The 25,798-nt window shown below is 60.8% G+C and carries 24 protein-coding genes, 1 pseudogene and 1 riboswitch; of the genes and pseudogenes, 22 read left to right on the forward strand and 3 right to left on the reverse strand.

What is annotated here, in order from left to right; translation table 11 throughout:
• Nucleotides 1-67 precede the first annotated feature (67 nt).
• The 17 genes and pseudogenes from RAD15_RS37855 to RAD15_RS37935 all read left to right on the forward strand — a co-directional run bounded on the left by RAD15_RS37855 (nucleotide 68) and on the right by RAD15_RS37935 (nucleotide 15,928).
• The gene (locus RAD15_RS37855; protein ID WP_458183811.1) at nucleotides 68-1,159 is read left to right on the forward strand and encodes a hydrogenase small subunit; all 1,092 of its coding nucleotides are present in this window, start codon (nucleotides 68-70) and stop codon (nucleotides 1,157-1,159) included.
• Between the two features lie 18 nt (nucleotides 1,160-1,177).
• Nucleotides 1,178-2,968, forward strand: a complete 1,791-nt coding sequence (locus RAD15_RS37860) for a nickel-dependent hydrogenase large subunit (RefSeq protein ID WP_458183812.1) — start codon at nucleotides 1,178-1,180, stop codon at nucleotides 2,966-2,968.
• Between the two features lie 17 nt (nucleotides 2,969-2,985).
• A complete protein-coding gene (gene cybH / locus RAD15_RS37865; RefSeq protein WP_458183813.1) occupies nucleotides 2,986-3,729 on the forward strand; it encodes a Ni/Fe-hydrogenase, b-type cytochrome subunit in 744 nt (247 codons plus the stop codon).
• A gap of 17 nt (nucleotides 3,730-3,746) precedes the next feature.
• On the forward strand, nucleotides 3,747-4,331 hold the full coding sequence (locus RAD15_RS37870) for a HyaD/HybD family hydrogenase maturation endopeptidase (protein WP_458183814.1): 585 nt from the start codon (nucleotides 3,747-3,749) through the stop codon (nucleotides 4,329-4,331).
• Between the two features lie 26 nt (nucleotides 4,332-4,357).
• Nucleotides 4,358-4,645 (forward strand): annotated as a pseudogene (locus RAD15_RS37875) (HypC/HybG/HupF family hydrogenase formation chaperone); the annotation flags it as partial.
• Nucleotides 4,646-4,877: 232 nt separating this feature from the next.
• Nucleotides 4,878-5,279 carry a hydrogenase accessory protein gene (locus RAD15_RS37880; protein WP_458183815.1) on the forward strand — a complete coding sequence of 134 codons (402 nt, stop codon included), beginning with the start codon at nucleotides 4,878-4,880 and terminating at the stop codon, nucleotides 5,277-5,279.
• A gap of 40 nt (nucleotides 5,280-5,319) precedes the next feature.
• Nucleotides 5,320-6,183: a hydrogenase expression/formation C-terminal domain-containing protein gene (locus RAD15_RS37885; protein WP_458183816.1), complete on the forward strand. Its 864-nt coding sequence runs from the start codon at nucleotides 5,320-5,322 to the stop codon at nucleotides 6,181-6,183.
• Nucleotides 6,180-6,389, forward strand: a complete 210-nt coding sequence (locus RAD15_RS37890) for a rubredoxin (protein ID WP_458183817.1) — start codon at nucleotides 6,180-6,182, stop codon at nucleotides 6,387-6,389. The genes RAD15_RS37885 and RAD15_RS37890 overlap by 4 nt, the downstream gene beginning before the upstream one ends.
• On the forward strand, nucleotides 6,386-6,901 hold the full coding sequence (hybE, locus tag RAD15_RS37895) for a [NiFe]-hydrogenase assembly chaperone HybE (protein WP_234684995.1): 516 nt from the start codon (nucleotides 6,386-6,388) through the stop codon (nucleotides 6,899-6,901). Before RAD15_RS37890 ends, hybE begins: the two co-directional genes overlap by 4 nt.
• 32 nt (nucleotides 6,902-6,933) lie before the next feature.
• Nucleotides 6,934-7,992 carry a nickel-dependent hydrogenase large subunit gene (locus tag RAD15_RS37900; RefSeq protein WP_458183818.1) on the forward strand — a complete coding sequence of 353 codons (1,059 nt, stop codon included), beginning with the start codon at nucleotides 6,934-6,936 and terminating at the stop codon, nucleotides 7,990-7,992.
• On the forward strand, nucleotides 7,985-8,326 hold the full coding sequence (gene hypA / locus RAD15_RS37905; protein WP_458183819.1) for a hydrogenase maturation nickel metallochaperone HypA: 342 nt from the start codon (nucleotides 7,985-7,987) through the stop codon (nucleotides 8,324-8,326). Before RAD15_RS37900 ends, hypA begins: the two co-directional genes overlap by 8 nt.
• The gene (gene hypB, locus RAD15_RS37910) at nucleotides 8,326-9,249 is read left to right on the forward strand and encodes a hydrogenase nickel incorporation protein HypB (protein ID WP_426411926.1); all 924 of its coding nucleotides are present in this window, start codon (nucleotides 8,326-8,328) and stop codon (nucleotides 9,247-9,249) included. Before hypA ends, hypB begins: the two co-directional genes overlap by 1 nt.
• A complete protein-coding gene (gene hypF, locus RAD15_RS37915; protein ID WP_458183820.1) occupies nucleotides 9,246-11,498 on the forward strand; it encodes a carbamoyltransferase HypF in 2,253 nt (750 codons plus the stop codon). The genes hypB and hypF overlap by 4 nt, the downstream gene beginning before the upstream one ends.
• 11 nt (nucleotides 11,499-11,509) lie before the next feature.
• Nucleotides 11,510-11,746, forward strand: a complete 237-nt coding sequence (locus RAD15_RS37920) for a HypC/HybG/HupF family hydrogenase formation chaperone (RefSeq protein ID WP_049823376.1) — start codon at nucleotides 11,510-11,512, stop codon at nucleotides 11,744-11,746.
• Nucleotides 11,743-12,885 (forward strand): hydrogenase formation protein HypD, encoded by a 1,143-nt coding sequence (gene hypD, locus RAD15_RS37925; RefSeq protein WP_458183821.1) that lies wholly within the window; start codon nucleotides 11,743-11,745, stop codon nucleotides 12,883-12,885. Before RAD15_RS37920 ends, hypD begins: the two co-directional genes overlap by 4 nt.
• Nucleotides 12,882-13,922 (forward strand): hydrogenase expression/formation protein HypE, encoded by a 1,041-nt coding sequence (hypE, locus tag RAD15_RS37930; protein ID WP_458183822.1) that lies wholly within the window; start codon nucleotides 12,882-12,884, stop codon nucleotides 13,920-13,922. The genes hypD and hypE overlap by 4 nt, the downstream gene beginning before the upstream one ends.
• A 382-nt stretch (nucleotides 13,923-14,304) precedes the next feature.
• Nucleotides 14,305-14,393, forward strand: a riboswitch (glycine riboswitch).
• Nucleotides 14,394-14,503: 110 nt separating this feature from the next.
• Complete coding sequence (locus tag RAD15_RS37935; RefSeq protein WP_458183823.1) at nucleotides 14,504-15,928, forward strand: L-serine ammonia-lyase; 1,425 nt, start codon at nucleotides 14,504-14,506, stop codon at nucleotides 15,926-15,928.
• Between the two features lie 104 nt (nucleotides 15,929-16,032).
• On the opposite strand, the gene RAD15_RS37940 is transcribed toward RAD15_RS37935, so the two are convergent.
• Nucleotides 16,033-16,956, reverse strand: a complete 924-nt coding sequence (locus tag RAD15_RS37940; RefSeq protein ID WP_458183824.1) for a LysR family transcriptional regulator — start codon at nucleotides 16,954-16,956, stop codon at nucleotides 16,033-16,035.
• Nucleotides 16,957-17,180: 224 nt separating this feature from the next.
• Here RAD15_RS37940 and RAD15_RS37945 point away from each other — a divergent pair, with 224 nt between their 5' ends.
• The 3 genes from RAD15_RS37945 (at nucleotide 17,181) to RAD15_RS37955 (ending at nucleotide 21,334) form a co-directional block, all read left to right on the forward strand.
• Nucleotides 17,181-18,164, forward strand: a complete 984-nt coding sequence (locus RAD15_RS37945; protein ID WP_458183825.1) for an ABC transporter substrate-binding protein — start codon at nucleotides 17,181-17,183, stop codon at nucleotides 18,162-18,164.
• A 341-nt stretch (nucleotides 18,165-18,505) separates the two neighbouring features.
• Nucleotides 18,506-20,185 carry a cache domain-containing protein gene (locus tag RAD15_RS37950; RefSeq protein ID WP_458183826.1) on the forward strand — a complete coding sequence of 560 codons (1,680 nt, stop codon included), beginning with the start codon at nucleotides 18,506-18,508 and terminating at the stop codon, nucleotides 20,183-20,185.
• 183 nt (nucleotides 20,186-20,368) lie between these two features.
• The gene (locus RAD15_RS37955; protein ID WP_458183827.1) at nucleotides 20,369-21,334 is read left to right on the forward strand and encodes a PDR/VanB family oxidoreductase; all 966 of its coding nucleotides are present in this window, start codon (nucleotides 20,369-20,371) and stop codon (nucleotides 21,332-21,334) included.
• Nucleotides 21,335-21,661: 327 nt separating this feature from the next.
• Here the strand turns inward: RAD15_RS37955 and RAD15_RS37960 are convergent, their stop codons facing one another.
• Nucleotides 21,662-22,681: an aromatic ring-hydroxylating dioxygenase subunit alpha gene (locus tag RAD15_RS37960; RefSeq protein ID WP_234685007.1), complete on the reverse strand. Its 1,020-nt coding sequence runs from the start codon at nucleotides 22,679-22,681 to the stop codon at nucleotides 21,662-21,664.
• A gap of 213 nt (nucleotides 22,682-22,894) precedes the next feature.
• Nucleotides 22,895-23,200: a hypothetical protein gene (locus RAD15_RS37965; protein WP_458183828.1), complete on the reverse strand. Its 306-nt coding sequence runs from the start codon at nucleotides 23,198-23,200 to the stop codon at nucleotides 22,895-22,897.
• Between the two features lie 169 nt (nucleotides 23,201-23,369).
• Between RAD15_RS37965 and RAD15_RS37970 the strand changes: the two genes are divergently transcribed.
• Nucleotides 23,370-24,530, forward strand: coding sequence for a mandelate racemase/muconate lactonizing enzyme family protein (locus tag RAD15_RS37970; RefSeq protein WP_027544479.1), 1,161 nt, complete (start codon nucleotides 23,370-23,372; stop codon nucleotides 24,528-24,530).
• Between the two features lie 36 nt (nucleotides 24,531-24,566).
• A complete protein-coding gene (locus RAD15_RS37975; protein WP_027544480.1) occupies nucleotides 24,567-25,745 on the forward strand; it encodes a M24 family metallopeptidase in 1,179 nt (392 codons plus the stop codon).
• Nucleotides 25,746-25,798: the final 53 nt, after the last annotated feature.

Below are 25,798 nucleotides of genomic sequence, written 5' to 3' on the forward strand. Positions count from 1 at the left end.
GCTGCGGCTGGCCTGCTTCTTGCTGTCCTTGTTGCAGCGATAAGTCAAAGCCGAAGACGGGAGGGTCATGGGCGCCGCAATGGAAACATTTTACAGCGTGATCAGGCGGCAGGGCATCACGCGTCGGAGTTTTCACAAATTCTGCAGCCTGACAGCGACAAGCCTCGGGCTTGAGCCGTTGGCGGCGGGTCGCATCGCCAACGCGCTCGAAACCAAACCGCGTGTGCCGGTGATCTGGATGCATGGTCTTGAATGCACCTGCTGCTCGGAGAGCTTTATCCGCTCCGCGCATCCGTTGGCGAAGGATGCCGTGCTGTCGATGATCTCGCTCGATTATGACGATACCATCATGGCGGCCGCAGGTCATCAGGCGGAAGCGATCCTCGAAGAGACCCTCGCCAAACACAAGGGCCAGTACATTCTTGCCGTGGAAGGCAATCCGCCGCTGAACGAGGGCGGCATGTTCTGCATCGACGGCGGCAAGCCGTTCGTCGAGAAACTTAAGCTGATGGCCGACGACGCTATGGCGATCGTTGCCTGGGGCGCATGCGCGTCCTGGGGGTGCGTGCAGGCGGCCAAACCCAATCCGACGCAGGCCACGCCCATCGATCAGGTCATCACCAACAAGCCGATCATCAAGGTGCCGGGATGCCCCCCGATCGCCGAAGTGATGACCGGCGTCGTCACCTTCATCACGACCTTCGGCAGGCTGCCCGAGCTCGACCGCCAGGGCCGGCCGAAAATGTTCTACTCACAGCGCATTCACGACAAGTGCTATCGGCGATCACATTTCGATGCCGGGCAGTTCGTCGAGGAGTGGGACGACGAGGCGGCGCGCAAGGGCTATTGCCTCTACAAGATGGGCTGCAAGGGCCCGACCACCTACAACGCCTGCTCGACCGTGCGCTGGAACGGCGGCGTGTCCTTCCCGATTCAGTCGGGCCACGGCTGCATCGGTTGCTCGGAGGACGGCTTCTGGGACAAGGGCTCGTTCTACGATCGCCTGACCAACATCAAACAGTTTGGCATCGAGAAGAACACTGACCAGATCGGCATGGCTGCCGCCGGCGCCGTCGGTGCCGCTGTGGCGGTGCACGCGGCCGTCACCGCCGTGAAGCGGCTCGCCGCCAAGCGCGAAGACGCAAATCAAGATCATTAGTCGTCAGAGAAAGTAACGATGGGCCTCCAGACACCCAACGGATTCAAGCTCGACAATTCCGGCAAGCGCATCGTCATCGATCCGGTCACTCGCATCGAAGGTCACATGCGCGTCGAGGTCAACGTCGACGCAAATAACGTCATCCGGAACGCCGTATCCACAGGCACGATGTGGCGCGGCATCGAAGTCATCCTGAAGAACCGCGATCCGCGCGATGCCTGGGCGTTCACCGAACGGATCTGCGGCGTGTGCACCGGCACGCACGCCCTGACGTCGGTGCGCGCGGTCGAGAATGCGCTCGGAATCACCATTCCGGAGAATGCCAACTCGATCCGCAACCTGATGCAGCTCGCGCTGCAGGTGCACGATCATGTCGTTCACTTCTATCACCTGCACGCGCTGGATTGGGTCGACGTGGTCTCGGCGCTCTCGGCCGACCCGCGGGCGACTTCCACGCTCGCGCAGTCGATCTCGAACTGGCCGTTGTCATCGCCTGGCTACTTCAAGGACCTCCAGACCCGCCTCAAGAAGTTCGTCGACTCGGGGCAGTTGGGTCCTTTCAAGAACGGCTACTGGGGCAGCAAGGCCTACAAATTGCCGCCCGAAGCCAATCTGATGGCAGTGGCGCATTATCTGGAAGCGCTCGATTTCCAGAAGGAAATCGTAAAGATCCACGCCATATTCGGCGGCAAGAATCCTCATCCGAACTGGCTCGTCGGCGGCGTACCCTGTCCGATCAATGTCGACGGTACCGGGGCGGTCGGAGCTATCAACATGGAGCGGCTGAACCTGATCTCGTCGATCATCGATCGTCTAACTGAATTCAACGAGCAGGTTTACTTGCCTGATGTGGCGGCGATCGGGTCGTTCTACAAGGATTGGCTCTATGGCGGTGGTCTTTCGGGCAAGAGCGTGCTCACCTATGGCGACGTGCCGGAACACGCCAACGACTACTCCTCCAAGAACCTGAAGCTGCCGCGAGGGTCCATCATCAACGGCAATCTCTCGGAGGTGTTTCCAGTCGACCATGCCAACCCCGACGAGATCCAGGAATTCGTCGTTCACTCCTGGTACAAATATCCCGACGAGACCAAGGGTCTGCATCCCTGGGACGGCGTCACAGAGCCGAACTACGTGCTCGGGCCCAATGCGAAGGGCACCAAGACGGCTATCGAGCAGCTCGATGAGGGCGGCAAATATTCCTGGATCAAGGCGCCGCGTTGGCGAGGCCACGCCATGGAGGTCGGTCCGCTCGCGCGCTGGGTCGTCGGTTACGCGCAGAACAAGGCCGAGTTCAAGGATCCGGTCGACAAATTCCTGAAGGACCTCGACCTGCCGCTGTCGGCGCTGTTCTCGACGCTTGGCCGCACCGCGGCGCGCGCGCTGGAATCGGTCTGGGCCGGCCGCCAGATGCGCTATTTCCAGGATAAGCTCGTCGCCAATATCAAGTCGGGTGATAGCTCGACCGCCAACGTCGACAAGTGGAAGCCGGAGAGCTGGCCAAAGGAGGCCAAGGGCTTTGGCTTTACCGAGGCGCCGCGCGGCGCGCTCGCGCACTGGATCAAGATCAAGGAAACCAAGATCGACAACTACCAGTGCGTGGTGCCGACCACCTGGAATGGCTCGCCGCGCGATCCGAAGGGAAATATCGGCGCATTCGAGGCCTCCTTGATGGATACTCCGATGGTGAATCCCGAGCAGCCGCTGGAGATCCTTCGCACCATTCATTCCTTCGATCCGTGCCTGGCGTGCTCGACGCACGTCATGAATCCGGATGGCCAGGAACTGGCGACCGTCAAGGTCAGATAAACCAGAGGTGAAGCACCATGATGGATGCGGCTGAATGTCGCGCGAAATCCGAGCCGGATCTCGCCGCGATCGCAGCGGACGCGGTCGGTGGACTTGCGATCGGACGTCCCACGGTCTATGTCAACGAAGCACCGGTGCGAATCTGCCACTGGGTCAATGCATTCTCTATCGTCGCGCTGATGATGACCGGCTACCTGATCGGAATGCCGTTGCCATCGGTGGAGGGCGAGGCGTCGGCGAACTTCGTAATGGGCTATATCCGCTTCGCCCACTTCGCGGCCGGTCAGGTGCTGGCGGTGTTCTTCCTCACCCGCGTCTTCTGGGCTTTCGTCGGCAACCATCATTCCCGGCAGATCTTCTATCTGCCGGCTCATCGCAAGCAGTTCTGGCGAGAAATGCTGGATGAAATCCGCTGGTATGCGTTCCTGGAACACAAGCCGAAAATGTATGTCGGCCACAATCCCTTGGCGCGGACCGGGATGTTCACGGGCTTCACGCTGTTCGTGCCCTACATGATCATCACCGGCTTTGCGCTCTATTCGGAAGGCACCGGAATCGATAGCTGGCAGCACAAGCTGTTCGGCTGGGTGTTCGCGATCTGGCCGAACAGTCAGGATGTGCACACTTGGCATCATCTCGGCATGTGGGCGCTCGTGACGTTCGTCATAGTGCACGTCTATGCCGCGATCCGCGAAGATATCATGTCGCGTCAGGGCATCATCTCCTCGATGGTCTCCGGCGAACGGCAATTCCGCGACTGAAGCCGGAAACGAAGCCCATGCCGATATCTTCAACAGACCGCATTCTGGTGCTCGGCATCGGCAATATCCTGTGGGCCGATGAGGGGTTCGGCGTACGGGCGGTGGAGGAATTCCACCGCCGCTACGTCGTATCGGACAATGTCACCATTCTCGACGGCGGGACGCAGGGCCTCTACCTCGTCAGCTATCTGGAAGAGGCCGATCGTCTGATCGTGTTTGACGCGATCGACTATGGGCTCGGCCCGGGAGAGTTGAAGCTGGTGCGCGACGAGGAAGTTCCACGTTTCACGAGCGCGAAGAAGATGAGCTTGCATCAGACCGGATTTCAGGAAGTCATCAGCGCGGCGGATCTGCTCGGGCGCTGCCCGAAGCATCTCGCGTTGATCGGCTGCCAACCGTACGATCTCGAAGACTGGGGCGGCCCTTTGACCAAGCCGGTGAGCGATCAGATCGGGCCGGCGATCGAGCTGGTCTGCGCAATCCTGGCTGAGTGGGGAGCGACGGCGAGTCCGCGCAGCAAGCCGCTGCTGGAGTCCGAACGGCTGCTCACCAACGATATCGACCATCAGCACTACGAGATGAGGATGCGGCAGCCGGTCTGACCGGCGTGCGCGACCGGAGACGCGGGATGTGCCTTGGCCTGCCGATGACGATTGTTGAGACTGACGGCGTTTCGGCGCTATGCGAGTTTCGCGGCGAGCGGCGGCGTGTCTCGATACTTTTGCTCCCCGACCTGCCGGTCGGCAGCAAGGTGCTCGTCCATATCGACACCGCGATCCGTCTGCTCGATGAGGCAGAGGCGCGACTGATCGCTGAGGCGATCGAGGGGCTGACCGCGGTGCTCGGTGGCGAGGATTGCGACCGTTTCTTCGCCGACCTCATCGAGCGAGAACCGCAACTGCCCGAGCATCTCCGGTTTGACCCAGCGGTCGACCTTCCAAATCCGATCCTCGATGTCACCCGCATCGCGGGCGGCTCGGGTTGGTCCGCCGCGGATGAAAGACAAGTTTCATTCGAAACCATCCCTCTTCGCGGACGCGACAATGAAGGATCTATCTCAATCAGATCGGCCAGGAAAGGCGATAACTGATCGTGACATGTGCTTTGCTAACCTCTCACGTCAGAGAAATAGGCTTGCCAGGGGGCTGATGGAATTCCAGCAGGGAAAGCATAATCTGACGCGCCGGGGCCTGCCCGAGGTCGATGCCGCGAGTGTCGATCGGTTTCTTGGCGCGGCCAATGAGGCCGGTGCGGTGGCCGTGCTGTTGTCGGCGGGCGATCCCGCGCGTTTTATGGAGGCGATCGACGTCGCGGTCGTGTTGCCGGAACTGATTGACGCTTTTCAGGGGCGGCTGCGGGGTGCCGCGATCGCGCGTTGCGCCGAGAGCGAGCTCGGCCAGCGCTTTGGCGTCCGGGTGCAGCCGACGCTGATCTTTATCGCCAAGGGCGAAACGCTCGGATTGATCGCCAAGATCCAGGACTGGTCGGTCTATGTCGACCGCATCGCCAAGCTGATCGACCGTCCGTGCGGCGCGAGCGTGTTGTCGTGACAGTCATCATTCCCCAGCGTCGCTCACAGGGTGTCGAAATATGAAAGCGGGTTTCTGGACCGCGCCTGGAGGCGCCGAGCAGCCGATCAACGTGTTTTCGATCGGCGAGGAAAGCCTGAATGCATCGAGCGTCCGCCTGACGGCCGCGGGCGCGTTGGCGAGGCTTGCCACGCTGGACAGCGCGGAGCTGGCCAAGCGCTGTCCGAATGCAATCGATCTGCTGTCGAAAGTGGTAGCGGCCATCGCAAGCCAAAAGACCGACGTGCCGACACGATTGTTCCGGCTCGCCAATCTCAACCATCTCGAGCGCAAGCTGATTGCGGACGTGCTCGGCCAAGGTGAAGTTGCCGGCTTCGTCGCGCTGCCGGACGGATCGCTGGCGCAGATCCAGGAATCGGCGCTGGCCGGAATCTGGCACGTGCGGCTCGAGATCGACGCCAATCATGAGTACCTCGAAGTCGGCGCAATCCCGGAAATCGTCAAGCGCGCCGCTGCTGATCTTACCACTGCGGATTTCGAGATCGGGCAGGCGCCGGAAGGCGCGATGAACGCGCTGCCGGTGCTCGCGGAAATCCGCGAGCGCGCGCTGGCCTGGCGGCCGAGCATTCGCTCGCAAATCATCAATTTCACGCTGCTGCCGATGAGCCCCGTCGACATGAGCTTCCTCCATGACACCATCAGGAATGGGCCGATCCAGCTCGTTTCACGCGGCTACGGCACTTGCCGGGTGCTCTCGACGGGTATCCGCAACGTCTGGTCGGTGCAGTTCTTCAACGCCATGGATGCCATCATCCTTGACACGCTGGAGGTTGGCGGTGTGCCGACCGTGGCAATCGCGGCTGACGAGGACTTCGAAGACTCCGCTGAGCGCCTCCAGGAAATCATCGAGGCCTATTTCAAATGAGCGTATTCGAGAATTGTGGCGTTCGCCAGGATGTCACCGAAGGCACGCGACTGGAATGCGGCATCTGCTGGACGGTGTACGATCCCGCCGATGGCGACGATGTCGCGCAGATCGCATCCGGCACGCCCTTCGCGGTCCTTCCTGACGATTGGCGCTGCCCGAACTGTGACGCGCCAAAGTCCAAATTCATGGCCATCGCGTCATGAAACCTCATGCGCAAGCGCCTGCCACTGACGCCGACGCGGCAGCTTGGGGGCAGCGGCTGGCTCACGTCTACCGGGACATCGGCGAGCGCGCGATGCGCGAGCTGCCGATCTACAACGACGCCCTCGACGTCGAGGCAGTTAGCTTCCGCGTGTTCAACGGCACGATCATCGGTATCATGGTCACGCCCTGGTTCATGAACGTGGTGATGCCGGCCGGCGAATTGGCGCCGGCGGCCTCAGCTTCGACATTGCGCTCTCGCTTTCCGGCCGGCGATATTGAGTTCATCCTCAGCGACGTCAACCATGTGGGCCGCATCGCGAGCTGTTCGCTGTTCTCGCCCATGTTCGGGTTTGCCGACGTGGCCTCTGCGCGGGCAACGGCGGAAGCGGCCATCAACGAACTCATGTTGCCGGCCGACGGCAAGGAGGCGACCCGACGCCGCGAAACCGCTACAAGCGCGATCGATCGGCGTAGCTTCATGCGGGCTGTTCTGACGGAGCAGCACGAATGAACCCCGGCTTCCGCAACGAGATCGACATCACGGTGTGGCTCGCCAAGGATACGATCGCCGACGTGGCAATCCTGCCCCGGAGCCGGCTGCCGTTGACGCGTCTGTTTGCGGGCAAGCCCGTCTCGTCGCTGCTCTCCGTGCTGCCGCGGCTGTTCTCGCTGTGCTCGGTTGCACATCAGGTGGCGTTTCTGGGAGCGGTGGAAGCCGCGCGCGGCGAGGATTGTCCTCCGGAGACCATGCATCGCCGCGTCACCGCTGTCGTCGCCGAGCGGCTGGCGGAACTGTTCCGTGGTCTGTTCGTCGGCCAGCTCACCCTGGACGGCGCGAGCGCCGCCGCGGTGCGCGCCATGATGCAGGCGACCGCCGTCCTTGGTGGCCTCCTCGGCGAAGGCGGGCAGGTGTCGGCGCGTTGCGAGGCGGTATCGCGCATCAAGGCGGTGCTCGCTGCACTCGGAATCGCGGGCGAAGGAGAGGCGCTGACGCCAGGCAGCGCGCTGGCAGCGCATTTTTCGAGCTTCGATGGGCATGCGCTGCTGCAGCCGGTCGTCGAACACTCGTTTCTTTCCGTCGCCGATGATCTCGATGTCATCATGCGGCTGCTTGTGGATGGCGCGAGCTTCTCCGATGCCCCCGATCTCCACGGTCGAATTCCCGAGACCGGTGTGTGGGCACGCCGGGTCCGGCGCCAGCCGGTCCTGCCGCCGAGCGCCGGACCTGCCGAGCGGCTGAAGGCGCGGATTGCGGAAGTGACGCGCCTCTGCTCCTGGCTCGAGACGGGCGACGAGGCGCTCGAGGACGGCGTCGTCGATAGCTACCGGCTTGGCGCCGGCAAAGGTGCGGCGGCCGTCGAATGCGCCCGCGGCCGGCTCTATCAAATCGTCGAGTGCAATAACGAAAACCGCATCGTCCGCTTCGAATCGCTGGCTCCGACCGAATGGAACTTCCATGCACGTGGACCGCTGGTCCGCAGCCTGCAGGGCTCGGCGCTTGCCGCCGGTCGCCAGGGGCAGAATGCCGTCCGTACGCTCATCGGCTCCTTCGATCCCTGCGTCGGATTTAACCTCAGCTTCCGTGGGGTTGGCCATGCATGAGATGGCGGTTTGCCAAGGCATCATCGAGATCGTCGAGGAGGAGGCGCGCAGGCGCGCGCTCCCAAAAGTGAAGGCAGTGTGCCTCGAGATCGGCGCGTTGAGCCATGTTGCGCCGGAGGCGATGAAATTCTGCTTCGAAGCTGTCGCCGCACGCACCATTGCACAAGGTGCGACCCTGGACATCGTCGAGACGCCTGGGACCGCCTGGTGCATGGCCTGCTCGACAAGCGTCGAAATCAAGCAGCGCTATGAGCCATGCCCTGGCTGCGGCAGCTATCAATTGCAAGTGACCGGTGGAGAAGAGATGCGGGTCAGGGCATTGGAGGTCGACTGATGTGTACAGTATGCGGCTGCGGTGACGGCAAAGCTTCCATTGAGCGTGGGCACGATCACCCCCATGGGCATGATCACGCGCATCTTCATAGTCATCATCACGATCATGGTCACGATGGACACGGTCATCACGACCATGATCATCGCCCTCATCATCACCACGATCGAAACCGCGGAGATCCCGGCCTGCTCGACTGCGGCGCCGACCCGGCCGAGCAGACGATCGCCGGCATGAGCAGCGACCGCATCATCCAGGTCGAGCGTGACATCCTCGGCAAGAACGACCGCCTTGCGGCCGACAACCGCGCGCGGTTCCGCGCGGATGACGTGCTCGCCTTCAACCTGGTCTCGAGCCCCGGCGCCGGAAAGACCACGCTGTTGGCCCGCGCCGTGTCCGAACTGAAAGACAATTGCCCGATCGGCGTGATCGAGGGCGATCAGCAGACCTCGAACGACGCCGAGCGGATCCGGGCGACAGGCGTACCGGCGGTCCAGGTCAACACTGGCAAGGGCTGCCACCTCGATGCGGCCATGATCGGCGAGGCCTATGACCGGTTGCCCCGGCTCAACGGCGGCATCCTTTTCATCGAGAATGTCGGCAATCTCGTCTGTCCGGCAGCGTTTGATCTCGGCGAGGCCTGCAAGATCGTGGTGCTCTCGACCACCGAAGGCGAGGACAAGCCGCTCAAATATCCCAACATGTTCGCAGCGTCCTCGTTGATGCTGATCAACAAGATCGATCTCGCGCCTGTGCTCGACTTCGATCTCGCCAGGACGATCGAATATGCACGGCGGGTCAACCCAGAGATCGAGGTGCTGACGGTATCGGCGCGGACCGGAGAGGGATTTGCGGCGTTCTATGCCTGGATCCGGAAGCGCGCCGAGAAGGCGAGGGCGGCATCCCTGAGTGCCGTATCGGCATGATGATGAGCGGCGGAGCCGCAGCGCGCGATGGTCGGAGGCTCCGCCTGCACGTGCGCGGCGCCGTGCAGGGCGTTGGCTTTCGGCCCTATGTCTATGGCCTTGCCATACGCTATCGCCTCGGCGGCTTCGTGGCCAATGACCCGCACGGTGTTGTGATCGAGGTTGAAGGTGCGCGCGCTGCCGATTTCGTCGCTGCGCTGCCGCTGGAGAAACCGCCGCTGGCACGGATCGACGGGATCTCCGTGCAGCAAATCCGCGCGGTTGAAAGCGACGAGTTCTGTATTCGCGCCAGCGAGCAGGGCAGGGTGTCGACGCGGATCGTCGCCGACGCCGCGACTTGTGCCCAGTGCCTGAGCGAGCTGTTCAATCCGAGCAGCCGCTTCCATCTTTACCCCTTCGTCAACTGCACCCATTGCGGTCCGCGCTATACCATTGCCGAGCGGCTGCCTTATGACCGCCGCTCCACCGCGATGAAGCATTTCGCGATGTGCGCGGCCTGCGCCGCAGAATATGCCGACCCCGCGAGCCGTCGCTTTCATGCCGAGGCGATCGCCTGTTCATTGTGTGGTCCACGCTTGAGCCACGGCATCGAGCAGATCGCTGCTGAGATCGCAGGCGGGAAAATCGTCGCGCTTAAGGGACTCGGTGGATATCAGCTCTTGTGCGATGCCCGAGACGACGAGGCAGTGCGGCGTCTGCGGCAGAGGAAGCAGCGGGAGCAGAAGCCGTTTGCGGTCATGGTTGCCGCAGTCGACTCTGTCGCGAAGATCGCTAGCGCGGATGCAACAGAGCTGGCATTGTTGGAGTCGACGGCGCGCCCGATCGTATTGCTGACATCGCGTCGGCAACTCGCGCCGGAAATCGCACCGGACCTGTCGCGGATCGGCGTCATGCTGCCGGTCGCGCCGCTGCATCATCTGGTATTCCATGTGCTGAACTCGGCACACCCGCGTGCGGACGGCTCTCCTTGGGTGATCGTGGCGACGAGCGCCAATCCGGGCGGCGAGCCGCTAGTCATCGAGAATGACGAGGCGGAGCGGCGGCTCGCCGGCATTGCCGACCTGATCGTCACCCATGATCGCGATATCGTCACGCGCGCTGACGATTCCGTGCTGTCGGTCGTTGCCGGACGCGCGCAATTCATCCGGAGGGCCCGCGGCTATGTTCCCGAGCCGATACGGTTGGCGCGTGCCGTGCCGCCGGTGCTCGCAGTGGGCGGCGCGCTGAAGGCATCTGTCACGATTACGCGCGGTGATGAAGCCTTCGTCTCCCAGCACATCGGCGATCTCGATACCGTGGACGGCATTCGCTTCTTCGAAGAGACGATTGAGCACCTGATCTCGACGCTGGATGTCGAGCCGGCCGTCGTGGCGCATGATCTTCACCCCAACATGGCCTCCACCCGCTTTGCCGAGGCGAGCGGCCACAGGCCGATTGCGGTTCAGCACCATCATGCACATGCGGCGTCCGTGATGGCGGAGCACGGTATCGACGGACCCGTCCTGGCACTGGTGCTTGACGGCTTTGGTCATGGTAGCGACGGCGGGAGTTGGGGCGGCGAGCTCTTGCGATGTGAGGGCGCGCGCTTCCGGCGGATCGGACATCTGGTGCCGCTCAGGATGCCAGGCGGCGATCGCGCCGCGCGCGAGCCTTGGCGGATGGCTGCCGGCGTGCTTCAGGCGCTCGGGCGCGGCGCGGAGATTCCACGTCGCTTTGCGGCGCAGCCGTTGGCGGCGGGTGTTTTGGCCCTGCTCGACCAGCCCGACGTGCCAACGACGACCAGCGCCGGTCGGATGTTCGATGCAGCCGCCGGATTGCTGGGGCTCTCCGCGCGGCAGAGCTATGAAGGCGAAGCCGCGATGAAGCTGGAGGCGCGTGTTCGCCGGACACGCGTCGCCGAGGATGCCTGGACAATCGAACAAGGCGTGTTGTCGCTGTATCCGCTGTTTGAACGTCTTGTGGCTGATGCCCCCGGTCCGACCGTAGGCACGGAGCTGTTTCATGGCACGTTTGCCGCGGCCTGCGTCGACTGGATCGCCTGTGCGGCACGAGAGACCGGCCTCACCACCGTCGTTTTGAGCGGCGGCTGCTTCCTCAACGCGATCCTGAGCGAGGAGGTGCAGCGCGGCTGCGTCGCTGTCGGCCTCAATCCGCAGCTCGCGCGCCAGGTGCCGCCGAATGACGGCGGTTTGAGCCTCGGCCAAGCCTGGGTTGCCGCTCTTCAAATGCTCGAACAACAAAGGCTGTAAGGAAACGCCTGATGTGTCTCGCCATACCTGCAGAGGTTACAAAGCTCCTTCCCGACGAGATGGCCGTCGTCTCGATCGACGGCGTCACCAAGGAGATTTCGGTGGCGCTGATCGCAGATCTTGCCGTCGGCGACTACGTGATCATCCATGTCGGCTATGCCCTGACCAAGATCGATCCGGATGAGGCGAGGCGGACGCTGGAGCTTATGCGTGAGCTCAGCACCGAGGGGCAGGGAGCAATGCAGTGAAATACGCCGACGAATTTCGCGACAAGGCAATCGCGCTGGGGTTGGCCAGGGCGATCCGGTCTGAGGCCAATCCGCAGAGATCCTACCGCTTCATGGAGTTCTGCGGCGGACATACGCATGCGATTTCGCGCTATGGCCTGGAGGACATACTGCCCAAGAACGTGCGGATGATCCACGGCCCCGGCTGTCCCGTCTGCGTGCTGCCGGCGGGACGTATCGACATGGCGATGCGGCTGGTCGATCGGCCGGAGGTGATCCTTTGCGTCTATGGCGATCTGATGCGGGTGCCGGGCTCGCAAGGTGCCTCGCTGTTGAAGGCAAAGGCACGTGGCGCCGACGTCCGCATGGTCTATTCCACGGTCGATGCGATCCGGATCGCGGAAGAGAATCCGGAGCAGGAAGTCGTGTTCTTCGCGATCGGCTTCGAGACCACGACGCCGCCGACTGCGATCATGATCCGGCGCGCCGAGAAGAAGCAGCTCGAAAACTTCAGCGTGGTCTGCAACCACGTGCGGACGCCGCCGGCGATGCGGAACATTTTGGAGAGTCCGGACATCCGCAGCATCCGCCGCGTCGAGATCGACGGCTTCGTGGGGCCCGCGCATGTCAGCATCATCATTGGCACCGAGCCCTACGAGGTCTTTGCAGAGGAATTTGGCAAGCCGGTAGTGATCTCGGGCTTCGAGCCGCTTGACATGATGCAGGCGATTCTGATGCTGGTGCGTCAGGTGAACGAGCACCGGAACGAGGTGGAGAATCAATATAGCCGTGCCGTAACGCGCGATGGGAATCCGCGCGCCAAGGAGGAGGTCTCGAATATTTTCGAGCTGCGCGACCAGTTCGAATGGCGAGGCCTCGGGCTCGTGCCCTATAGCGGATTGAAGCTGAAGCAAACCTACGCCAGATTTGATGCGGAGATACGTTTCGCCATGAACGAGCTGCACGTCCCCGACAATCCGGCCTGCGAATGCGGCGCGATCCTGCGCGGTGTCAAGAAACCGGTCGACTGCAAGCTGTTCGGAACGGTGTGCACGCCGGAGACCCCGGTGGGATCCTGCATGGTCTCCTCGGAAGGCGCATGTGCCGCGCATTGGACCTATGGTCGCTTCCGCGATCGTCAGCAGAAGCGGGCTTCATGAGAACCCATCAGCGCAAGCTCGACATCAAGCACGGCTGCGTCGACCTGTCCCACGGTTCCGGCGGCCGTGCGATGTCGCAGTTGATCTCGGGCCTGTTCCACGAGGCCTTCGGCAACGAATGGCTGGCGCGCGGCAACGATCAATCCGCCTTCGACGTCGGCGCCGGGCGCATGGTGATGACGACTGATGGCTATGTGGTTTCACCGCTGTTCTTTCCCGGAGGCAATATCGGCTCGCTCGCGGTGCACGGCACCGTCAACGACATCGCCATGGCCGGTGCCCGACCGCTTTATCTGTCTGCGAGTTTCATTATCGAGGAAGGCTTTCGGTTTTCAGACCTCAAGATGATCGCGGACTCCATGGGCGAGGCGGCGCAATCCGCCGGCGTTCATATCATCACCGGCGACACCAAGGTCGTCGAGCGCGGCAAGGCCGATGGCCTGTTCATTTCGACCGCGGGCGTTGGCCTGGTGCCTGAGGGGCTGGATCTCTCCGCCGAGAATGCGAGGGTCGGAGATCGGGTGCTGATCTCGGGCACGCTTGGCGATCACGGCGTCGCAATCATGTCAAAGCGCCAGAACCTCGCCTTTGAAACGGAGATCGTCTCGGATTCGGCCGCCCTGCATGATCTGGTCGCCAGGATGGTGGCGGCGGGCGGCCGCGGCATCCGTCTGATGCGAGATCCCACGCGCGGCGGCCTCGCGGCGACATTGAACGAAATTGCCCAGCAGTCCGAACTAGGCTTCAGCCTCCAGGAAGAGGCGATCCCGGTCAAGCCGGGGGTGGCGGCTGCCTGTGAGTTGCTCGGGCTCGATCCGCTCTACGTCGCCAATGAGGGGAAGCTGGTCGCGATCGTGTCGCCTGATGTCGCCGGAGCCGTGCTGGCCGCCATGAGAGCGCACCCGCTCAGTCGCGATGCCGCCGATATCGGCGAAGCGGTGCCGGACGATCATCACTTCGTGCAGATGGCGACGAGCTTTGGCGGTGGCCGAATCGTCGACTGGTTGTCGGGCGAGCAACTGCCCCGGATCTGTTGAGGCCCAAGATGCGCATTTAGCCCCATGCCAACGCCGCGTCCTATACCTACACCGCGAAGCACGAGAGTTCAGTCCGGTGGATTGGCTTGAAACCTTCGATATCGCGAGCCAGCACTGTGAGGAGCATTCAATCGAAGTCCTCAACGAATTCATTAAAGTATCTTTTCGCTGGCTGTGCACTCCGGATTGACCGACAAGACCCAATGGCTCAATTCAAAGCGCCCAGACCGAAATCCCTCTACCGGCAGGTCAACCCCGTAAACGACGCAGAACGGCAAGACTTTGCATCTTCGGTTCATTGTTGACCCAAGCCGCGTAGTAGAATACTTGAGAAGTGCAGCCACAATTTTGATGTCGTGACTCAGGAGGTCGAGTCCCAAAGACGTCGCTTGCGGAAGAGATCGGCTTCGGCCGACGCCGAAGGAGCAACCGCCCCGGAAACTCTCAGGCAACAAGGACCGCGTGTGACGAAACAACATCTGGAAAGAGGTGCCTTGGCACCCGCCGACGGGATAATACTCTCAGGCAAATAGACAGATGGGGCGCATTTGAAATCAATCACTTGATTGAGGTGCGCGTCCATGTCCAAGACTGTCGAACAAGTCACCACACCTAGTTTATCGGCCAGGCGCCTAGCCGGTCCGATCAGTGTCCTCGATCTATTCACGATCGGAATCGGCCCATCCAGCTCGCATACCGTTGGACCGATGCGCGCGGCCCATCGATTCATCGAATGCTTGGGCGAAGATCTATGGCGCTGTCGCTTGGTTGTCGTCGAGCTCTACGGGTCGCTGGCGCTGACTGGCAAGGGTCACCGCACCGATATTGCCCTTCTGCTGGGACTATCGGGCTGGCTGCCAGAATCCGTTGATCCTGAAGCCATATCCATTATTGCCGGGCTGATCCGATCGCGTTCCGAGATTTTGCTTGGCGGTCGTCATGCGGTTGGCTTCGATGAGCGTCAGCACCTCACCTTCCGCACCGGCGAGTTCCTGCCGGGGCACTCAAATGGTATGAAATTCGCAGCGCATTCGGATACGGGCGTCCTGCTTCGTCAAACCTATTACTCCGTTGGCGGCGGCGCGATCGTGTGTGAAGGCGACCAGCCGAGGAACCCCGCTGTTCGAAACGTTGGATGTGAGCCGTACCCGTTCACGTCAGCGCATGAGCTTCTTGCGATAGGTGAGAGGACCGGCTTGTCGATTGCCGATATCGTTGCTGCAAACGAACTATCGCATAGGGAGGAGACTGAAACCAATGCATTCCTGGATAGCGTTCGCGATGCCATGATGCGCTGCATCGATCGCGGGTGTGTCAACGGGGGTGTTCTGCCTGGTGGCCTGAAGGTACCGCGCCGTGCGCCAGGCCTGCTCAGCAAGCTCAAGACGACGTCAAAGGGGGCGGCACATCCATTTCACGTGATGGAATGGGTCAGCCTCTTTGCTCTCGCGGTCAATGAAGAGAACGCGGCCGGGGGACGGGTCGTGACTGCGCCGACGAATGGAGCTGCCGGCGTCATACCCGCGGTCCTGAAATTCTCCGAGATGTTCTTCCCGGATCCGAGCCCGGCAAAAGCCCGCATCTTTCTCCTGACGGCGTCCGCGATCGGTATGCTCTACAAACGAAACGCTTCGATATCCGCCGCCGAAATGGGTTGTCAGGGCGAGGTCGGCGTTGCTTGCTCCATGGCGGCAGCAGGTCTTGTGGCCGTCCTGGGTGGCACCAACCGGCAGATCGAGAACGCCGCCGAAATCGGCATGGAGCACAATCTCGGTCTCACATGTGACCCGATCGGTGGCCTCGTGCAGATCCCGTGTATTGAGCGCAACACAATGGGTGCGATCAAGGCGATCAATGCGGCGATGCTCGCGTTGCATGGTGATGGCCAACATCACGTGTCCCTCGATGCCGTCATTGAAACGATGCGCCAGACGGGGGAGGACATGCGCACCAAGTACAAGGAAACGAGTCTGGGTGGCCTGGCCGTCAACGTGGTCGATTGCTAGATACCCTGAAGCAAGCGTTCTTCAAGGAACGCTCATGTCGGACAATGCTCCGACCCGCGACGCGTTCGGCGTAACAGCGCCGCTGGTCGAGACCCGCTGCATCTTCACCCCGCAACCGGGAAGCCAATCTGTCGGGAATTCCGTCGTCGATGGGCAACGTCGAGAATGAGGGTTCGCAGCCACTGCAGCCCGGGATCTCGTTCATGCGAGATGCGCCACTGAAGAACGTCGGTCATGAGGGGGAGGGATATGGGAGCTTCCACTTTCCTTATCGGCAGCGTGGCCGATGCCCGATCTGCCAGGTCCGCGGGGATGAGCGCCAGGAACTGGGTCCCGATAAGCGCTTGCGGAAGCAGGGTGAAGCTTGGTGCCGTTATCCCGGCCTGTGGAGCGCGGCCAAATTGCTTGAAGAACCAAGCTTCTATGAACGTCGCTCGCTCGCTATAGGCCTGCGCATGACGCATCTCGAGAAACTGTTCGAGCGTCAAGCTATCCCCGACGCTTTCGTTCTCCTTCCATACGATACATTCGTAGCTAATCGAAGGGAGGGCGGCGAACGGACAATCTTCCAGCATGAATCGATCCGGAACGATCAGGAAATCGATCTCGGTGCGAAAAAAGCGGGTGCTTGGGCCTTGGTAGAATATGTTGACCGAGGGGGCGACAGCGCGCAATGCGGCAAGGATATCGACGATAAGAGTTGCCCAGACATAGTCAGAGCACGCGATCGTAAAATGTCGCTCGGAGGTTGCTGGGTCGAACGAGGTTCGCATTGCCAAGAGTTTTTCCGTTTCGGTCAGGATGGCGCGGAGCGGTGCCACCAATTCCTCTGCGAGAGGGGTGAGAGCCATTCGGCGGCCGTTCCGAACCAGCAACTCGTCTTCGAAGTGCTGGCGCAGCCTGGATAGAATCCCGCTGGTCGCCGACTGGCTGAGCAGTAGTCGCTCGGCCGCCCGCGATATGTTTTGATGGGTCAGGATCGCGTCCAAGGCGACGAGCAGATTCATGTCGAGGTGCCGGAACCGCATGGGTGGTCTCTTCGAAGTTTCCATGGTCTGTCGGGAGCCCTTTCGCTCCCTTCCCTGGCACGAGTGTACCCGAGGCGCATTTGGCGACTGGGGCGTTTGTGCTTGGCCCGGGCGGGTAAGCCGCTTGACATTAAGTCTTATGTGATCACAATACGAGATCAAATTTATCGGGGGTTGTTTCGGTCACGGGCACTTGCCCGCAGAGACCAGAAGAGGAGGGACTTATGCCAAAACTGCACCAAGTTTTTGGGGTTCTTGCGGTCGCGATCGCCGCCTCGTTCTGGACAACGACAGCGTCCGCCCTGGACACTGTGAACGTCCGGTTTAGCTGGAAGCTAAAGGGCGAGTATGGCTTCCTCTATCTGGGTAAAGAGAGGGGCCTCTACCAAAAGAAGGGAATCGATATCGTTCTCGGAGAAGGCGCCGGTGCACAAGCAGCTCTCGGAGGTCTTGTACGCGGCAATGAAGATGTCGTGGTCGTTCCCGCCATATTTGCCATCTCGGCAATCGGAAAAGGAATGCCGGTCAAACTCGCGGCGATTTATCAGGAGCGAGCGCCCTTCGCCCTCATTTCGTGGCCCGACAAGGCCGTGACAACACCGGCGCAGATGGAAGGCAAGTCGCTTGCGATCTCCGTCGGAGACCCTGCCACGACCTATCTGGACGTCTTCTGCGCGATCAACAAAATCAACTGCGACAAGATCAGTAAGGTTCAAGTCGACCCGCAGGTGAAATTTCCCCAATTCATGCAAAGGCGCGTCGATCTCATCAGCGTTTATACCAATGTTGATCTGCCCCTTATCGAAGAGCGAAGTGGCACAAAATTTCCTGTGTTGGACATGCCGAAGTTCGGCCTCGGCGTACCTGGGCTTGCCGTCGTGGTGAGCGACAAGGGAATCGCCGAAAAATCTGAACCGCTCAGGCGCTTCCTCGCCGCGACCGAGGAGGCAATCGAGTTGACCAAGTCAGAGCCGGCGGCAGCGACGGCCGCGCTGAAAAGCGCTTGGAGCGCGGCTCCCTCGGACGAGCTGATCAAAGCGCAGATCGTTGCAACTTCAGCCACGCTGAATTTCGAGAAGGGTCGGCCAGCCGGCTGGATCAGCGACAAAACGATATCGGACGCGTTGAAATTGATGTCCGCAACCGAGAGTACCGACCCGAACAAGCCGGTTACAGACTTCTACACCAACGATCTACTCAAGAAGTAGCTCACGCCAGGTCGGTGGCGACGATCGATATACAGCTACTCAAACTTCTGTTGCGGTCCCGCCGTCTCTTCGAGCCGACCGGCATGGCGTGACTGTCGTGGGCGAGGCGAAGCGCTGTGGGTCGTCGTGGATTTCGTCCTTGGATGTGTCCACCCAGGTCCGCCTTCACCTACGCAGGTGCATAGTCGGGTGCCGGAGAAGAGCGAATGTTTTGCTCGCTCAGGCCGTGCGAGCCTCAGTGTCCTCAAGGCAGCCGCGAATGATCGTGCGGCATGCGACGTCAACAGCGAACTCCTGAACGTATGGGCTCTCAGCTCTGCCAGCGCGGGAAGAATGGTTACATGTTTGGATCTCTTCGCATCTCCACCAAGCTCTTGATCGTCGTCTTGTTGTCAATTCTCGGGATGGTCGGCACCGCCGGCATCGGCCTATCGACCCTGAAGAATACCTTGCTCGCGGATAGAAAGGCGAAGGTGAAGGAGCTGGTCCTGCTCGCTCGCTCCGCGATCGAAGCCGACTACCAAGCCGGGCGCAAAACCGGCCTGTCAGAACTGGAGGCGCGTGAACGATCGAGAGCGCTGCTTCGCATGCTGCGTTACGACAAGGACAACGCCTTCTACGCCGCGACCAAAGAAGGCATCCTCGAAGTGCATCCCAAGCAGGCCGTCGAGGGCAAAGATATGACGCAAACGAAAGACGCAAATGGCGTCTACTTCTTTCGTGATGCGGTCGCAGCCGCTGCCCGCGGCGGCGGTTTCGTGACTTTCAGCTTCCCGCGCCCCGGCGGTAGCGAGCCGGTGCAGACCCTGACTTACGCCACTGAAGTGCCAATATACAGGTGGGTTCTGACCAGCGCCCTTTATATCGACGATATCGATCAAATTTTCTGGACAGAAGCGCGCCGCCTGGGAGGGATCGTCTTCTTCATCCTCTTGCTCGTGGCCGGAGTATCTCTCCTGATCAGCCGCAACGTGGCCAACCCTATCGCGGCGATGACGACGGCGATGCTCAAGCTCTCGAGCGGGGGAACCGAGGTGACAATTCCCGCTCAGGACAGAAAAGACGAAATTGGCGCAATGGCCAGATCCGTCCAGGTTTTCAAGGAGAGCATGACCGAGACCATTCGTTTGCGCCACGCTCAGGATGAGTTGAGACAGCAGAGCGAAGCTGAGAAGAGGCTGTTCATCACCAAAACGGCCGATGAATTCGAAAGCGAGGTCAGGAGATCGCTGGATACGCTCGCCAAGGCCGCGCGCGAAATGCATATCACGTCGCAGCGCATGTCGACGTCATCGGAGGAGGCGACCGAACAGGCGACGACTGTCGCGGCAGCCGCAGAGCAAACCTCCGCCAATGTGCAGACAGTCGCTGCCGCAACGGAGCAGCTTTCCGCATCCGTTCATGAGATCGGTCGCCAGGTGGATCAATCGACCACGATTGCTTCAAAGGCCATGGATGAAGCCAAACGCACGAACGAGGTCGTGCATGGGTTGTCGTCTGCGGCGCAGAAGATCGGGGATGTCGTGAAATTGATCACCAATATTGCCGGTCAGACTGATCTTCTGGCTCTCAACGCAACTATTGAGGCCGCGCGTGCCGGAGACGCTGGTAGCGGCTTCGCGGTGGTGGCCAACGAGGTAAAGTCGCTCGCAGGCCAAACAGCGAAGGCGACTGAGGCAATCTCCGCGCAGATAGAAGCCATGCAAGTCGCGACCACGGAGGCCGTCGAGGCCATCGAGGGTATCGGTAGCACGATCGTCTCGATCAACGAGATCACGGTGGCTATCGCCGCGGCCATTCAGCAGCAGGGCCTTGCGACTGGCCAGATCGCGCGCAACATACAGGAAGCGGCACGCGGCACCAACCAAGTCTCGGATAACATCGTTCGCGTCAATCGAATGGCAGGCGAAACCGGCGCAGCGGCGCAACTCGTGTCCCGTTCGGCCGAGGACCTCAGTAAGCAGTCTGCAGGTCTGCTTGTCGACGTTGAACGCCTCGTTGCCGACATTCGAGGCGCATAGGCTCGCTGAAGGCAGCGAGCGGAGTATCTCCGCGGTGCTTCGGGTGTACTATCGATCGGGCCGATAGTTGGGCTCCAGGAAACCGATTTCCGCGCTGTTCTGGAATTGAATAACATCCAGCCCATAGGCGGTGATTGCGGCGATGGCGGGCAAGTCGCTCATGGCATGCGTCGGATTTGAACGATGGTCGATCCAGGACATACGATGGAAACAAGGATACGCAGGGTCCATTACGTTGCTTGCGATATAGTGAGCATCGAGCTCGAATCCGCAACGTCAAATGAACTCCCGCCTGCTTCTGCCGGATCGCATGTTGATGTCCATGTCTCCGACAAGATCGTTCGGCAGTATTCTGTTTGCAATGACGCCTCCCAGTCAGGCTATTACAGACTTGCAATACTCAACGACCCGGGCTCGAGAGGGGGATCCAGGGCGATCCACGAGACCTTTCGCGAGGGAATGATCGTTAAGATAGGACGGCCGCGCAACAATTTCGGGCTTGTTGAGGATGGCGGGCGCGCGATCCTCCTCGCCGGGGGAATCGGAATCACTCCGCTGCTCTCGATGGCCTATCGGCTTCAGACCATCGGTCACGATTTCGACTTCCACCTGTGCGTTCGGACCCGGGATCGTGCACCCTTCGTCGATGAAATCGCCGCCTCGCCGTTCGCAGGCCGATTTCGGCTCCACGTTGACGACGGGCCGGCGGAGCAGCGATTCCAGCCGGACATGGATCTCAACGGAGTATGCTCCAGCACGAGCATCTACATATGTGGACCGAGAGGCTTCATAGACTTTGCGGTCTCTGCCGCGAGAAGGGCTGGCTGCCTTGAGGAGAGGATTCACACCGAAAGCTTCTCCGCTGGCGACGTGAAGGGCGGGGCGTCGTTCACGGTTGTGGCTTCACGAAGCGGCCAACGACTTGTTGTGCCCGGCGACAAATCGATTGCATCGGTCCTCGAGGAGAATGGAATTAGCGTCGAGCTTTCCTGCGAACAGGGAATCTGTGGAACGTGCCTTACGAGAGTCCTCGCGGGACGACCTGAGCACAGGGATTCCTTTCAGACCGACGCCGAGAAACAAATGAACGACAGGATCGCAATTTGTTGTTCTCGGTCTTTGTCCGAGGAACTGATTCTCGACGTCTAGCCGAGTCCGGATCGCGCGTTCGAGTCAATCCGCCTGCGCCATCGTACCCTTCGATGACCGGCCGATATGGCAGCCGCACATGGCGCATTTGGCGCTGATAGTGAGGTGTCAGTTCAACTGTAACAGACGCCCGCATGGCCCGCCCTTGCCACAGTAAGCTGGCTCTCACGCTGCGCGATGCAAAAAAAAGCCGCCGATCTGATGCGGCGGCCAAGTCAGGGAGGGGCAGACGCCCGGTCTGCCAGCGGAAACGATCGACCTTGCTTGCTGAGTAGCTTGAGAAACTCGTCGCCCGTTGTCTGGCGATCAGGTGTCAAACGCTATGCCTTACGACTGCTCGGCTTTGAGCTGAGCCTCCACGATCCGCCGTGCCCTGACCGCCGGGCCGTCGGTCTGTAGAAGAACGGGCTTGAGCGACATCAAGTCCTGGGTGTTCACCATGCGCTGCTGAGCCTCGATGACCGGCTTGTCTTCGTCGTCGAAGAGAGCCACGCCGGCCTTTAGCAATTCTTGGCTGAGGTCATCTTCATCCTGGCGGAAATCGCGCGACATAGCCCAGAAGTAATGTGTCGACGTTTCTGTTTCCGGAGTGAGCAGGTGAGACGTTGGAATTGAAAGGCCTTCTTCTACCGGCCTGTTGACGCCCGTCATGCCGACGTCAAGCAGAAGGAGCGAGGGAGCGTTCCAACGCATGAAGTTGCGATGGTCGCCACGCTGGTCCCCTGGAAACCCCAGCATCTGAAAATACTTGTTCGGCAGTTGATTAGGACGCGAGAATTTCGCCCAGACTTCATTGGGTTGCGGTTCCTTTTCGGCCTCGAATTTGGGCGGCCCCTCCGCATTCTTGAACATCGGATGAAGGTACTGCCCATGGCTCAAATCGAGCAGGTTGTCAGAAACCAACTGATAATTTGCCTGGACGTGGAGGTAGCTACTGACCGTGCGAAACTTCGGGTTTGTCAGAACACTGAAGTCCGCGATCAAGGACTCGTCGGCCTTGCTTGCGTCTCCAAGCCAAACCCACGCGACGTCATGTTTCTCCACGACCTTGTAGCTCTTGACTTTGGCTGCCCTCGGGATCGCGCCATCGCCATGTGGATTGAGGGTACATGCGCCGCTCGGATCGAAGCACAGTCCGTGGTAGGCGCACTCGACGATGTCGCCTTTGAGCTTCCCGAGGTGAAGCGGGACAAAGCGATGCGGGCACCGATCAGTAAGCGCGGCGACATCTCCGGCTTCCTTGCGGTAGAAGACAATGCTCTCGTTGGCGATGGTTCGTGACAGCAAGCTGCGTGTGATTTCACGCGACCATGCCGCGGCGTACCAGGTGTTCTGGATGAATGACATTGGCTCCTCTTTGCTCCGTTCTGTCGGACGGCTGTCGGAGGAAACTCTCACCGTTAGAGCGGTTTTAAAAATCAGCATTTTCAATGCAAACTATCGGGATCTCCGATAGTTCGCCGATTGAGCGGCCCTTCACGATGCCAAGGAGGGGAGATCGAGATCCGCCAATGGGCTCTGCATCCTCGCTAACGCTGAGGCGCGTGGATCCCCGGCATCTTAGCGGCTGTCGTCGACTTCATAGACGTGTCGCTCGAACCGTTCCACCAGCGTGTGCATCACCCGGCGTGCTTGAACAAACGCCTCTGAGCCGGCTCGAGCTGCCATATCGGCCTCGTATGCTGCGCGAGAGGGAAATCTGCACTCCCATCTGACGTCGGGTCCGTTTCCCTCACGCAAGACAAGGATTTCGCCGGGCTCCAGGCCGAGTTCGCGCCGGATGCCGCTTGCCTGGCGGCGCTGTTGGAGCACTACCGGCGCCTGATCCTGCTTGGCGAAGTAGTTTGTTGCTTCGACGATCGTCAATTTTTCCTCCTCTGACCCGCGGGTCTTCAGCACCCGCGCAATCCGCGATGCCGCGCTACGACACTTGACCGGCCCATATTATGATCATAAAGTGTGATCACGATAGATGATCTTGGTTTCGACCATAGCAAACTGAGCGCGAAACCCAAACGAAATAAGGCAGGCCCATTTGCCCACGATCAAATCCGTCGAAACGTTGATTGTCCAATTGCCGACGCGGCGCGAGCACAAATGGGCAGGTCTGACCGAGGTGATCGGCCGATACGTCATCGTCAAGATGACCGACAGCGACGGTCGCGTTGGTTGGGGCGAAGCGCCAGCTCTCAAGGACTGGGGTGGCGAGTTCGGTCGGTATTTCGGCGAATCCGCTTTGATCACACGTGTCGTGATCGACACGTATCTGGCTCCCGCGATTGTCGGCGTCGAGCTCGGTAATATCGCCGAACTGCATGCACGAATGGACGCGGTCATCAGGGGCTACCCCTATTCCAAGGCTGCCGTCGAGTTCGCCGCCTATGACCTTGCCGGTCGTTGGCTCGATGTTCCCGTCAGTACCCTGCTCGGCGGCAAAGCGCGCGATCGTGTGCCCGTTACCCATTCGATCGGCTTGATCTCGATCGAAGAGGCTCGCGTTGAGGTCGCAAAGCTGGTCCAGGAGGGGGTGCGAACCATCAAGGTGAAGATCGGGGTCGATCCTGATCGCGACGTTGCGATGGTCGATGCCGTTCGCGAAGTCGCCGGCAATGCCGTCGAAATCTGCGTGGACGCCAACGAAGGCTACAAGACGCCCGGCGAGGCCGTTCAAGTCGTTCGTCGGATGGAGAAGAATCGACTGAAATATGTCGAGCAGCCCGTCATGGGCATCGAGCGCATTGCCGAGGTTGGTCGCCGCATCGACGCACCCGTCATGGCCGACGAGTCGGCCTGGAATGCGCATGATTCGATCCAGATCGTTCGGTCCGGCGGCATCCAAATCGTGTCCATCTACACGACAAAGGCTGGTGGTCTCTACAAAGCCATGGAGGTCGGGGCGGTGTGCCGGGCGGCCGGCATCATCTGTAACGTCAACGGGTCGATCGAGACCGGGATCGGGAATCTCGCCAACGTCCAACTCGCCGCAGCCTCACCCTCCGTGACCCTGTCCTGCGTCATTCCGATTTCGACGCCGGCGGAGTTCCAGCACGGTCAGGTTGCCGGCATCTACTACAAGGACGATCTGCTCGTAGAACCCATGAAGGTCGCAGATGGCGCAATCGTCGTGCCATCCGGACCGGGAATGGGTATCGAGGTCGACCAGACGAAGATCGAAAAGTACCGCGTGCGAGATTAAGCGCGCAGCAAAGAAGTTGGAAAAACAGGAGCGGTCATGCGGGCGGAAATCGTCGCGAAACAAGTCAAGTCAATGTCTCAGCATGGGCTGGATGCCATCATCTGCTCTTCGCCTGAAAATTTTTCGTATACTGCGGGGTTCGTGGTCCCCTCGCAACCACTCATCCGTCACCGCCATGCAATGACCATCGTCACTGCCGACGGCCGCTCGGCATTGTTCGGCGTCGATATGGAGGCATCGACGATCAAGCGTCGCCAGCCGGACGTGCCGACGCGCATCTGGGCGGAATTCTCAGACGATCCCATGCTTGTGCTCGCCGATCAACTCGCGGGGCTCGGACTTGCTCAGGCTCGCATTGGACTCGAAATGGACTACCTGCCGGCGGGGGATTTTGCCCGGCTGCTCGCGGCCATGCCGGCCGCAAAGTTCGAGCGTGCCGAGCCGATCCTGGCGCGACTTCGCCAAATCAAGACCTCGGAGGAGATTGCGCTTTTGCGCAAACTTTCCCGTATTGCCGACCAGGCCATTACCGATACTCTCTCTGTGGTCGACGAGGGCAATTCCGAAATGGACATCGCCGGCCACCTGACCCGCAATGTCTATGCTCTCGGCGCCGATCACTTCAAGCTGATGATCGTGGCGACCGGCGAGCGCAGCGTCTTGCCCAACGTCGGCCCGTCGGAGCGCGTCTTGAAGCGGGGGGACGTCTGCCGCGTGGAGATATTCTCCGTCATCGACGGGTATCAGGCTGGCGTCTGCCGAACCGCGATCGTCGGCGAGGCACCGCCCATGGCCGAGAAGATCTGGGCGCATCTGGTCGAATGCAAATACGAAATCATGGAGAAAGTGAAGCCGGGCGCGAGCTGTCGCAATATCTACGATGCGTTCATTGCGAAGCTCGCCAAGCTCGATCTGCCGCCGATCTCGTTCGTGGGCCACGGTATTGGCCTGCACCTGCACGAAGATCCCTACCTTGGACTGACGCCAGTGCTGGGCAAGCCGGGCACCGACGCGCCGCTCGAGGCGAACATGGTGCTTGGTTTCGAGCCGCTTTGCTATGACACCGGCCATGGCTTCGGCATGCAGAACAAGGATATGCTGCTGGTGACCGCCAATGGGTCGGAACTGCTTTCCGACTATGCCGACACCGACCGGTTGATTCCCGTGGGTACGGCCAGGAAAAGCGGGGCCGTGCGCAGGGCCGCCGTCGCTTGACGGAGGCTCCAAGCGAAGAGGAGCTGTTCGCTTGGTTAAAGGTCGCACGAAAC

Source organism: Bradyrhizobium sp. 14AA (assembly GCF_054185205.1).